Annotated in this window: 6 protein-coding genes; 5 read left to right on the forward strand and 1 reads right to left on the reverse strand. The window is 44.4% G+C overall.

Features of this window, described 5'->3' with window-relative positions:
• Positions 1 to 96 precede the first annotated feature (96 nt).
• Complete coding sequence (gene tagD, locus MHI54_RS12195; protein WP_095214133.1) at positions 97 to 495, reverse strand: glycerol-3-phosphate cytidylyltransferase; 399 nt, start codon at positions 493 to 495, stop codon at positions 97 to 99.
• A 382-nt stretch (positions 496 to 877) separates the two neighbouring features.
• Between tagD and MHI54_RS12200 the strand changes: the two genes are divergently transcribed.
• The 5 genes from MHI54_RS12200 to MHI54_RS12220 all read left to right on the forward strand — a co-directional run bounded on the left by MHI54_RS12200 (position 878) and on the right by MHI54_RS12220 (position 12,590).
• The gene (locus MHI54_RS12200) at positions 878 to 3,001 is read left to right on the forward strand and encodes a CDP-glycerol glycerophosphotransferase family protein (RefSeq protein ID WP_340081580.1); all 2,124 of its coding nucleotides are present in this window, start codon (positions 878 to 880) and stop codon (positions 2,999 to 3,001) included.
• A gap of 316 nt (positions 3,002 to 3,317) precedes the next feature.
• Positions 3,318 to 6,539 carry a GW dipeptide domain-containing protein gene (locus tag MHI54_RS12205; RefSeq protein ID WP_340081581.1) on the forward strand — a complete coding sequence of 1,074 codons (3,222 nt, stop codon included), beginning with the start codon at positions 3,318 to 3,320 and terminating at the stop codon, positions 6,537 to 6,539.
• Between the two features lie 209 nt (positions 6,540 to 6,748).
• Positions 6,749 to 9,262 (forward strand): N-acetylmuramoyl-L-alanine amidase, encoded by a 2,514-nt coding sequence (locus MHI54_RS12210; RefSeq protein WP_340081582.1) that lies wholly within the window; start codon positions 6,749 to 6,751, stop codon positions 9,260 to 9,262.
• A 107-nt stretch (positions 9,263 to 9,369) separates the two neighbouring features.
• Complete coding sequence (locus MHI54_RS12215) at positions 9,370 to 10,980, forward strand: glycosyltransferase family 2 protein (RefSeq protein WP_095214129.1); 1,611 nt, start codon at positions 9,370 to 9,372, stop codon at positions 10,978 to 10,980.
• Between the two features lie 77 nt (positions 10,981 to 11,057).
• Positions 11,058 to 12,590 carry a glycosyltransferase gene (locus tag MHI54_RS12220; RefSeq protein ID WP_340081583.1) on the forward strand — a complete coding sequence of 511 codons (1,533 nt, stop codon included), beginning with the start codon at positions 11,058 to 11,060 and terminating at the stop codon, positions 12,588 to 12,590.
• Positions 12,591 to 12,639 lie beyond the last annotated feature (49 nt).

Here is a 12,639-nt window from a genome sequence, read left to right on the forward strand (position 1 = left end):
GAGGAAACCAAGGTGGTTTTGTTCTTTTGGGGAAACAGCTTGAAAAATATGAATAGCGTCTTGAAGAACGCTAGATAGAGAGAAATAGCTAATTCTCTAACCATTATTCACTTCTAGAAGATCGTCTTTGATCTTAGAAGTGGAGATACCGACTGTACGCGGCAGGTAAACGACTTCGCAATATTCTTTAAGGAAGTCGAATTTGCCTTCCCAGTCACTGCCCATGACGAATACATCAATATCATGTTCCACGACATCGCGGACTTTTTGATCCCAGCTTTCCTCTGCGATGACTTCATCCACATAACGAATCGCTTCCAGGATCATTTTGCGGTTTTCAAAGCTATGGTAAGACTTCTTGTCTTTCAGCTTATTGAATTCATCTGAGGAGATGGCCACGATAAGATAATCGCCCATTTCCTTCGCGCGGCGAAGTAAGTTCACATGGCCCCAGTGCAACAAATCAAATGTACCGTACGTAATTACTTTCTTCATTGTTGTGCCTCATTTCCTTTATAGTTTTGGTTTTCATATATAAAAGTTGTCTTCATCTTCTTTGTCACAGTGCAATTATAAATCATAACATTTACACCTATTTAACATTATATTTACATTTTAATTAAATTTCAAGTCTGCTATGATAATAGAATGCAAATATATGCAAGTATTGTCGAAAACGGATACATAATTACCTGGATTCCCTGTATTTGGTTAAGAAAATGTATAAATGACTAGGGATGAAACATGCTAAGGAAGAGCAAAAAATCCTTTTAAAATACGAAGTATGTGTAAAGAACTTTACAAATGCATTGTTGAATTACCTACATATGAAATTTATAATAAGGATTGGATTGCAAGTTGAGAGGAGAAGTACTGCATGGAAAACATCAGCCTTCGAAATAGGAGAGCCATCTCGGTTCGGATCGATGCGGGGATTTTCTATATGGAGATTCCGATCAAAGCCTCCTATATCGCTGATTATGAAACTTATCGATTCCTATTGCTGAATCGCTATACAAATGAAGAAATTTACCTGACTTTTGAAGAAGATCACAGTGTGGATGAATATACGATTTGCAAAGTGACATTGGACCCTGCTGAACATTCCCAAATACTGCAGGATGGAGTTATGTGGGATTTGTATGTGGAACGGGAAAATGAAGGGGAGACGAAGCGGGCGCGAATCTCCAATCCGCCGGAGCATCTGCAATATCATTCTTATTTCATACCTGGAACGGACAAGGTATTTTATCCTTATCGCACCGGGAAAGGGAATGTATCTTTCCGGATGAATGACTATGTGTTCTTTGCCAATCTGGAAGAAGTACATTTGAAGAAACAGGGTGTCCTTCATTTTTCTGGCTCCTTTAACTATGCTCCGCTGTATCAGGAGGATGGTTACAAGCTGGAAGATATCAAACTGGTCGTGACAAACAATTTGAATGAAGAGGAAGAACAGGTATACCCGCTTCAATTCCAGGAGCGTGAAGACTTGGCAGATAAATACGCAGGTAATGAATTGCTCCGTCATTCCGGTTTTGAAGGGGAATTCGATATAATTCCGCATGTCGATATGGATGAGAGGAAGTTCCTTAAATTTTACGTGGAACTCACTTATTCAAAAGACGGAAAAAGACGCACCATCCGCAGTATCCGGATGCGCCACCTGAAGAAAGACCGGACATTGCCAGTGTCAGTGAAAACAACGGTGAATGGCAAGAAATTCCGATTGACGGCAAGGTTGACGAAGAAAAAATATCTTTCCGTCCAGACGTCTGAGTATTTCTTTATTCGCGAGAGTATATCGCGGGCAAAGCGTAAATGGGTCCACATCCGCCGGGGGAAATTCCTCAAGAATAGCTATAAGCAGGTATTCAAGCTATTCGGCGCCATCCTTCCGGTTGATAAGAAGCTGATGGTTTTCGAAAGTTTCCTTGGAAAACAGTACAGCGATAACCCGAGGGCTATTTATGAGTACATGCGTGAAAATCATCCGGAGTACAAAATGTATTGGAGCTCCGATCGTCGAGCGGTTCCTTATTTTGAAACAAAAGGTGTGCCCTATGTACGCCGCTTCTCGATTCGCTGGTTATTCCTGATGACGCGGGCTCGTTATTGGGTATCAAACAGCCGGCTGCCATTATGGATTCCAAAACCAAATCATACGATTTACTTGCAGACTTGGCACGGTACGCCTTTGAAACGGCTTGCGGCGGATATGGACGAGGTTCATATGCCGGGAACGAATACAGAGAAATACAAGCGGAATTTCTTATTCGAAGCATCTAAATGGGATTATCTTGTTTCCCCGAATGCCTATTCCAGTGAAATTTTTGCGCGGGCATTCGGCTTTGACAAGGAGATGCTCGAAACGGGATATCCGCGAAACGATTTCCTTTATACACATAATAAGCCAGAGAACATAGCTGCGCTGAAGAAGAGCTGCGGACTTTCCGAGGATAAGAAGATCATCCTGTACGCACCGACGTGGCGGGATAATCAGTTTTATCAAAAAGGGAAGTATAAATTCGATTTGGAGCTGGACTTGGAGCGCATGCGCCAAGAATTGGGTGATGAATACATTGTTGTCCTGCGGCTGCATTATCTTGTGGCAGAGAATCTGGATCTTTCCAGCTATGAAGGATTTGCGTATGACTTCTCCAAGCATGAGGATATCCGGGAGCTTTACTTGATGGCAGATATGCTGATCACGGATTATTCTTCCGTATTCTTCGATTATGCCAACCTGCGTCGTCCGATGATGTTCTTCGTATATGATCTGGATGATTATCGGGATAATCTCCGCGGCTTCTACTTCGATTTCGAAGAGAAAGCACCGGGACCTTTGTTTAAGCATACAGAACAGATCATCCAGGAAGTGAAGCGGATCGACAGGGAAGGCTACCAGCCGGATGAGCGGTTTGAAGCATTCTATAACCGATTCTGTTACCTGGAGGATGGAAGAGCCTCCGAACGTGTCGTGAAACAAGTGATTAAATAAGATGAACCACCGTCAAATTCCTGGCGGTGGTTTTTTAATAATTTTCTTGGGATGTCAATCAATTTCAATAAATTGGAAATTGTTGAATCAATGGAATCATTTTTAATGTAAATAAAGTGATAATTTAATAATAGATTGTAAAGTTTTGTTTAGTTTTGTAGAATTATAGATAAATAGGTAATTAGTTACCTATTACATACCATTGTTACCTATTCCTAGTAAAAATGAAGGAGTGGTGGATGAGGTAATCGTACGATACATAAACCGCGATGCAATGGCGTTTGAACATTGAAAATTGAATATTCAGGAGGGTGAAATGAAGAAATTCACGTATGCACTCATCTTTTTGCTTCTATTCGGCTTAGTATCTCCAGCGAGGTATGTGTCTGCACAAGAGACGTTAAATTCCGAGCAGCAGACAGAAGCTATCCAGCAAACGGATGAGTCACAGACAGAAGAACCGGTGACCGATGCTCCGGAAGAACAATCCGGACCTGTAGATGAGACGGCTGATGACTCGGAAGCCATCCCAGCTGAAGAAGGATCTGAAAACAGTGAGGGGGACGTTTCGGAGGAAAGCGGAACGGTCGATGGAGATCAGCAGACTGAGGAAGATGTGAAGCAGGAAGAAGAAGCAAAAGCAGATTCCCAGCCTGCTGAGGAAGAGGAAAAAGCCCAAGAGGAAGACGCAAAAGCCCAAGAAGAAGAGGCAGATTCGCAAAGTGAAGAGAAGACAATGCGAGCTGCGGCTGTTGATCAAGCTGAGCCTGTGGAAAGCTCAGCTGATTTGATGGGGCATTTGCGTTCCAATGCGGTGATTTATCCTGAGCTTACTGATACGAGTAAGTCCACAGGAGCTGTCGCGGGCGGTTATACGGACATTGTTTACTACATCAAGAAACAAGCTGAATGGAATGATGATACGTACTATCTCATTAGTAAAGAGCCAAGCAGTACTTCTGGTGTCATCGGGTGGGTAAAAGCCTCCGAGATGAGTACCCATACTCACGCTGTCGTGAACAGCGAGAAGCAGACATTTGTGATAAATGGATCTGGAAATGCATACAGCAAGCCTTGGGGAGGATCGAAGGATCTTGTCTATACGCTTAGCGAGTACAAAGGACAGCAGCTCCATGTAAGCGCTGAAGAAAAAGTCGGCAGCAACACTTGGTACAAAGGGACACTTGCTGGCAAGACTGTCTATATTCATTCTGCATATGTAGATGAATATGAGCCCGTGAAGATAGAAGAGGAACAGAAAACCAGTCTTCTTGGTCATTTAAGGACAAAAGCGGTCATCTATCCTGATATCAATGATCCTTCCTCTGCAATCGAAGCTGTAGCTGAAGGTTACACTAGTGCCGTCTACTACATCAAGAAGCAGGCGAAGATAAACGGCGAGCTGTACTACTTGATCAGCAAAGAACCAAGTGCGACCAACGGCGTCATCGGCTGGGTAAAAGCTTCTGATATGTCTACGCATACACATAAGACGGTGGACAAAAACAAGAAGACATTCACTATCAAGGAAACTGGGCAAGCATTCACGAAGGCTTGGGGAGGATCGAAGGATCTAGTCTACAACCTTAGTGATTTAGAAGGTGAAACCTTCTATGTGAATTTGACGGAGACTGTCGGCAGCAACACGTGGTACCGTGGTATGCTGAATGGGAAGCAAGTGTTCATTCATTCTGCATATGTGACTGCATATGATCCGGAAATTACGGAACAGCGTACAAGCAAGCTCGGTCATCTCCACGCTGACGCAGTGATTTATCCTGACTTGAAGAACCCTGCATCCACACTTTCAGCTGTTGATGACGGCTTCACCGATGCTGTGTATTACATCAAGAAGCAAGCGTCCCTTGCTGGTGAGCTTTATTACTTGATCAGCAAGGAGCCAAGTGCAACCAACGGTGTCGTCGGATGGGTGAGGGCGTCAGAAATGTCTACACATGATCATACGACAATCAGCAAAGAACGGAAGGGCTTCCTGGTAAAGGGTTCTGGTCAAGCGTTTACCAAAGCTTGGGGAGGATCGAAGGATCTAGTCTATAATCTATCAGACTATCAGAATGAAGTTTTCCAAGTGGATCTGACAGAGACCGTTGGCAGCAACACGTGGTATCGCGGAACGCTTGATGGTAAAAAAGTATTCATTCACAGTGCATATGTCCAAGAGGTGAGCGAGACGAAAATAAGCCGTCTTGGCCACTTGAAATCAAATGCTACCGTTTACGATAACTGGGCAGATACATCCAGCGGCAAAAATGCTGTTGAAGCAGGCTTGACTGACGCTGTTTACTATATCAAAGCGCAAGTGCAAGTAAACGGAACAACCTATTACAAAATCAGTAAAGAGCCAAGCAGTACAAAAGGTGTCGTCGGCTGGGTCAAATCCACCGAGATGTCGACGCATGAACATACGACCATCGATAAGACTGCCAAGACATTCTATGCGAATGGAAAAGGCAGCTCCTATGCAAAAGCATGGGGCGGAGCGAAGGATTTGGTCGTAAGTGATATGTCCAAATATGAAGGAAGCACATTCCGTGTCAACCTGACGGAAAAAGTCGGCAACAACATCTGGTACCGCGGTGTCCTGGATGGGAAGACGATGTGGCTGCATGAATCATATGTAGTCGAGAGCTATAACAAAGAAACGCAATATGACTTGACGCTGGAGGAAGCGGTGGCCATTCAAAGAACTGCATCTCCGCAGACAGATAGTGAATATAAAACATATGTCTCCGCTCAATACATCAATAGCAATAATGAAGTGACAGCGGATCTCCTGAATGTACGCGGCGGTCCGAGCACAAGTTATTGGGTAGTAGGGACATTGTCCAAAGGGGCGAAAGTCAATATCATTGGACAAACTGGCAGCTGGTACCAAATCGAGTTCACCAATTCCCGTCAATGGGTGAATGCCAGCCCTTCCGATGTCGAGTATTATCTTGATCCGAACAACTTCATCAATGATGAAAAGCAGCGTTTCCAGTTCCTTGATCTGACGAGATCAAGTGGGGCGGATGCAGCTACGCTGAATAAGTATCTGGCTGGAAAAGGGACGCTTGATGGACAAGGACAAGCATTCATCGATGCTGCCAAGCTATATGGCATCAATGATGTCTACTTGGTGTCCCATGCCACTCTTGAGACAGGCAATGGTACATCCACACTGGCTCAAGGAGTGAAATATAACGGTACAACAGTCTATAACATGTATGGCATTGGTGCGTACGATGATTGTCCCGTTCAATGCGGTGCCAAACGGGCGTATGACGAGGGTTGGACATCCCCATATCTCGCCATTGTCGGAGGAGCACAGTATATCGGGAATGGCTACATCAATTCAGGTCAAAACACATTGTACAAAATGCGTTGGAATCCTGAAGCAATGGCTGAAACCGGTACTTACGGCAAGCAATATGCCACTGACATCGGCTGGGCATCCAAGCAAGTTTCCACCATGTATAATCTGTATCAAAATCTAGGTATTTATACCTTGTATCTTGATATACCACACTATCGTTAAATCAGGAAAGCACATTATCCAATGCGGATAATGTGCTTTTTTGTTAATTAATATTTCAAATTGTAAATTTTTTGTCGATATATTATGAGAAAAGGTTTTTAGCAATAATTTTACATCATTTTACTTCCTAATCCAGAATGGCCAAAAAGGGGGCAGGCGGAGAAATTGATGGCTATGATCATTTTCAAATACGGGAACAGAGGGCAGACATGAAAAAAATAATAAGCGTGATGGTTGTCTTTGCAATATGTTTTAGCATTATGCCGGCGGGGATTTTTGCACAAGGGCATGATGTTCAGAATACAGAAGATGTTGCGAGTGATCCGAATGATACCAGCGTGACAGGGGAAGAAAGCTCCGAGGATACGCTGAGAGAGGATCAAGCTGAAACGGATGTATCAGAAGAGGGCGATTCGTCAGCTGAAGCTGAGGCTCAGGATGAAGCAGCAGCCGGACAGGAACAATCGGATCAGCCAGTGACAGAAGAGGCGGAAGTGAAGGTCGAGTCAGCAGAACCGTCAGGAAAACAAACCGGAACCTCTGTAACAGAACAGGCTGAAGCAAAAGAGCCGGAAGCTTCAGGGCAGAAGGAAGAAGAGCCGAAGTACAACGAGCTCGGGATCAAAGAGGGTACGATGGTTTACGGGATGGATATCAGTAAGCTATCGGCAGAGCAGCTGCAGTACATACCAATAGACTGGCGCGATGGCATCGATGAAACCGAAGCGGAATCCACTTCGGAGCCAAGGATCTCCAAACGAGCAAGCTATCCGGATGTAAACGATTGGATCAAAAAGAACTCGCCAGCCGCTGCCTCTATTGAATATGAACATAAGAGTCAGTTCGCCAGATTCAATTATCGGTACGGGAGAGGAGCGGTGGAAGGTGTCGTAGCACATGAAACTGCCAACCCGAATTCCTCCATCCGATCAGAAATGAATTATATGGTGAAAAACCATCATAATGCTTTTGTTCATGCATTCGTCGATCATGGCAATATCATTGAGATCCATCCGACAGATCTAGGTGCATGGGGAGCCGGTTATTATGCAAACCAGCGCTTTGTCCATGTTGAATTGGTCCGGGAAAATAATTTTGAAGATTTTGCTGAATCAATCAACAATTATGCAGACTATATCGCGTATGTTTTGGCTAAATATGATCTTGGTGTGACAAGTGCGGAAGCGAATGGAAGAGGTACATTGTGGTCGCATAATGCGGTCAGCAAGTTCCTTGGCGGTACGAACCACGTCGATCCGCATGGATACTTTGCACAATACGGATACAATTGGAATGACTTCGTCAAGCTTGTGACCGAGAAATATAATCAAAAAGCAATCAAATACAGCAAAACCAGCAAACTGGGTCATATCAGATCTGCAAGTGCGAGAATCTATCCGAATCTGTCGAATCTGTCCAGCAGCACCCAAGCAGGAAGCGGTAAGACAAATCAAGTTTATTACATCAAGAAAGAAGCAAGTGTCAACGGAACTACTTATTATCTAATGAGTACGGAACCAAGCGTTTCTGCCGGAACAATCGGCTGGATGAAAGCCAAAGATGTAAAAGTGCATGATCATAAAGGTGTCAACCGTGATAAATCCATGTACACAATCAAAGGAGTCGGGGAAGCCTTTGACAAAGCGTGGGGCGGCTCCAAGAACAAAGTATATGACTTGGCATCGATGAAGGGACAGGTATTCACTTCCAATCTCACCGAGAAAGTCGGAAATAATACCTGGATACGCGGTATGCTCAAGGGCAAGGAAGTATGGGTGCATGCCAGCTTTGTTACAGATAAAAGAAAAGAAAGCAATACAAGCAAGCTGGGCCATCTGCGGACGGGTGCCAAAATTTATGAGGAAGCCAAGACATCGGCAGCATATCGAAATGCCGGAAGCGATGATTATAATCAGGTTTATTACATCAAAAAGCAGATCGAAAGAGATGGTCAGCTGTTCTATCTGATCAGTTATGCTCCGAGCAGGACGAAGGACGTGGTTGGCTGGGTCAAAGCAGAGCAGATCAAAACACATGCTCATACAGGTGTGAGTAAGCAAGCGCAGACGCTCTACTTGACTGGTGCCGGCAAATCATACAATAAAGCCTGGGGAGGCAGTAAGAACCTCGTTAACAGCAACTTATCTGCATCAAGAGGGAAAGCCTTCAAAGTGAACCTTACAGAAAAGGTCGGAAATAATATTTGGTACCGAGGCACACTGGATGGCAAGCAGATGTGGCTGCATAGTTCCTATGTGTCCGCCAAGGAAGAAAGCAAGATAAGCAGGCTTGGTCATTTGAGGGCGAAAGCGCTCATCCTGACTGCGCCTGGTATTGCAGCGGGGGCAAAGGATGCCACTGATGGCTATACGAATCAAGTTTATTACATAAAGAAACAAGCGGTATTCGATAAGAAAACATATTATTTGATCAGCCATGAGCCCAGCAGCACAAGCGGAACAATTGGCTGGGTGGAAGCAAGTCAAATGAAGGTATATTCCCATGTGACTGTCGATAAGGAAAGCAAAACATTTGCAGTCAGGGGGACAGGCAGCGCCTATACAAAAGCCTGGGGCGGATCAAAAGATTTTGTTTATGATCTCAAGAACCATGCCGGCAAGGAATTCAAGGTCAATCTGACAGAGAAGGTCGGAAGCAACATGTGGTACAGAGGATTGTTGGAAGGAAAAGAAGTGTGGATCCATTCAGCATATCTGAAATGAAAAATCGCACCATGCCAGTGAGCGTGGTGCGATTTTTTGTTACAAAATGCAGGAATTAGTTGTAAAATAAAGAGAGTGTTAAATAAGTGTAAATATCGGAGGACAAAATGAAGTTGAAGTATACAATCGCAATTCCCGTTTATAATGATGAAAATACAATCAGAGAATGTCTGGACAGTATCATCAACCAAACTATCGATAATGACAAATTGGAAATCATCTGTGTAAATGATGGTTCTACTGATCAAAGTCCAGCTATCCTTGAAGAGTATAGCAATACATATAGTTTTGTGCGTGTGGTGCACCAAGAAAACAGTGGTTCACCGAGCGGCCCGCGAAACAAAGCAATTGAACTTGCAACAGGTGATTTCATTTTCTTTGTAGATGGTGATGATTATCTTGGTGAAGAAGCTTTGGAGCGGATGGAGGAAAAAATCCTTCAATACGATAGCGATATCGTAATCGGAAAGTATGTCGGCATCAACAGGGGGGTTCCGCAAGCCATTTTCCGGAATCCCGATAATTTCAGTTTCTATGGCTCCAATGCGATGTATACGGTGAGTGTGCAGAAGCTATTTCGTGTAAGCCTGCTGCGGGAGCATAATATCCGATTCCCGGAGCATTATTCATTGGGGGAGGATCAGCCATTCATTATCCAAGCCTATGCATATTCCAACTCCATATCCATTGTGAAAGATTATCCGTGCTATTATTTGACGAATAATCTTACTGTTGGACGGGAGCAGTTGACGAAAAAACCGATTACTGGACGCATTTATATGCATCAATTCGAAGAGACGCTTGCAGCAGTCGCGAGCTTGAATCTTCCGAAAGAGAAAAAATTGCGCACTTACTATCAATATTTGACTCGTGTGTTGAACATCGAGCTTCGGACGACGATTACACGGTCATTTCAGATGGAAGATAAGCAATTCATCTTTGATTCCTTGAAAGCATTGATCAAGCAGCATAATTTCCTGGAGATTTATCCGAATTTCAATACAAGGGAGAAGCTTCTGCTGCGGATCATAGAGCAAGGGGATCTTGAAGATCTCATCAATTTCTGGTATGCGGAGCGTCATCCAGGCAATATGCAAGTCTTCCATGGTTTGATTTATCCGAAGGCAGAGAAAGCTTACGAATTAGCCAAGGCTGAAACATTGTCCTTCCATCGTTCCAACAAGCTTGCAGCTGCTGTGACACGTATACAGAAAAAAGCAGAAGGCTTGCTGATAGAGGGGTACAGTTATCATACCCTTGTCGATGCTTCAGAGGAGCAGCTTTTCCTGAAGCTAAGTGACAGGGATAGTGAACGTGTGACGTCACTTGCGGTTCAAAAAGGAGCCTATGACACAGACAGCCCGATTCCTGTGAATCCTGAAGTGATGCAGGAACAGATCATTTCCCTGTTCCATGTTGTCATCCCATCATCGGCATTGGAAAGATTGGATGCCGAGAATGGCATCGTCGATCTGCATCTTATCAGCAGAATCGAGAACTATACAGCCATCGCACGGATCATTGGGGAAATACCGCAGCATTCGACTGCCAAGCTCACATCCTCGAAGCAAAAAAATCATTTGTTGAATGTGACGACCTATGATACGAAGCACGGCAACTTATCCTTCAAACTGAAGGATACGGCAAAAAAGAAACCGAAACAGCCAAGCAAAAAACAGCGTGTCGTCAACAAAATCAAGCGGATGCTGAGGGCTTGACCTGGGTTATCGTTTCAAAAAACATCCGTGTTATGCTATCTTAGATGAACAATAATTCCGCTTAGGAGGACACAGCAATGAAAACACCAATCTTCGTCTTCAACTCATTGAATGTGAAACGCGGTGGGTTGACAAAAGCGGTATTGAAACGTGCCAACCTCTTGGCAGACCATTACGCTGAGGTTGTTTTCTTTACACTTGCTTATCAACAGGATCATAAAAATATCATTGAAAAACTTTATGAATCCGGACAGCTGGACAGGCGCATCAAGGTGAGGAATTTCTACACCGACCTGCTTGGTGTGGAGCTTGTGACAGCGCCTGTGCAAATGCCGGTGGAGCTTCCTGGATACAGTCATATTGTCGATAAGAAGAGTAAATTGCCTGCTTATCGCTATTATAATAATGGGTTGTATGAGCAATACCGCCGATTTGAAAAAGATGGTTCACTTAAACTGATTGATTATATGGATGAGAGCCGTACAAGACAGCGAAGGGAAGAATACCTTCGCAATAATCGCCTTATCAGGGCAAGTCATATGGACATGACTACCAATAAACCTAAGCTGCACAGATATTTCCATACAGACGGTACCTGCAAGGTTGCCGTTTGGATCGATGAATCTGGCGAGGAAGGCAAAACGATCTTGTTTGACCATGACAAGGAATTTGCCAAAGTGCAGCATGCCTATGCCTTTTGGATCGAGGAGGCTGTAAAAGAGTATGAGGAGCCAGTCCTATTGTCGGACTCCAGGAAAACGGACGAAACGGTTCTGCGGGTGAAAAGCGATGTCGAGAAAATCGGAGTCGCGCATAGTTCCCATATCGCTGCCCCGTATAAAGATGACTCCGAGACGAAAATTACATGGCATGCTTTCTTCGAGGGAATCGATGATTACGACAAAGTGGTTGTCTTGACGGAGCATCAGAAGAAGGATATTATTTCCAGGTATGAAGTGGATCCAAATAAACTGCATGTCATTCCGCATGCTGCCCCGCCGACCGTACCTGCTTCAGGGGAGAGTGTGGATCCGCATCTAGCAGTGTCCCTGTCCAGGTACTCGCAAGAGAAGGCTGTCGATGAAGGCATCCGTGCCTTCCGTCATGTGGTTGACAAGCTGCCGGATGCCCGTTATCACATTTACGGCTTCGGACCATTGGAGTCACAGCTGCAAAAACTGATCGACGAATTGGGACTGCAGGATAATGTGAAGCTGATGGGCTTCACCACCGATCCGGCAGCTGCCTATCAATCCGCAGCCTGCTCGATCCTGACATCCAATTATGAAGGATTCGGGATGGTACTGACAGAGAGTATGGCGGTGGGAACACCAGCTATTTCCTATGATATGAAATATGGACCACGGGAAATCATCCGCGACGGAGTGGACGGCTTCATCGTGGAACAAGGCAATCAGCAGCAGCTTGCTGACCGGATCCTTTCCATTATGGAGGATCCGGCACTGCGCAGTGAAATGGCAAAGAAAGCAGTCGATATCACAGGGCGTTTCAGTGAGGAAAACTATGAACAGTCTTGGATAGAGCTATTTTCTTCGCCATCCGAGTCGAATAGTAAGAAGAGATCACTATTCGGTTTTTTGAAAAAATAATCCATTTCATATTGGATATCAACAAAATGCTTGGTACGGTGCTTCATAG

This window comes from Terribacillus sp. FSL K6-0262, from assembly GCF_037977385.1.
Lineage (GTDB): Bacteria > Bacillota > Bacilli > Bacillales > Amphibacillaceae > Terribacillus.

Excerpts from the sequence above, each read along its gene's own strand:
- MHI54_RS12200 (WP_340081580.1), top strand. The coding sequence starts at position 878 with ATGGAAAACATCAGCCTTCGAAATAGGAGAGCCATCTCGGTTCGGATC.
- MHI54_RS12215 (WP_095214129.1), top strand. The coding sequence starts at position 9,370 with ATGAAGTTGAAGTATACAATCGCAATTCCCGTTTATAATGATGAAAAT.
- tagD (WP_095214133.1), bottom strand. The coding sequence starts at position 495 with ATGAAGAAAGTAATTACGTACGGTACATTTGATTTGTTGCACTGGGGC.
- MHI54_RS12210 (WP_340081582.1), top strand. The coding sequence starts at position 6,749 with ATGAAAAAAATAATAAGCGTGATGGTTGTCTTTGCAATATGTTTTAGC.
- MHI54_RS12205 (WP_340081581.1), top strand. The coding sequence starts at position 3,318 with ATGAAGAAATTCACGTATGCACTCATCTTTTTGCTTCTATTCGGCTTA.
- MHI54_RS12220 (WP_340081583.1), top strand. The coding sequence starts at position 11,058 with ATGAAAACACCAATCTTCGTCTTCAACTCATTGAATGTGAAACGCGGT.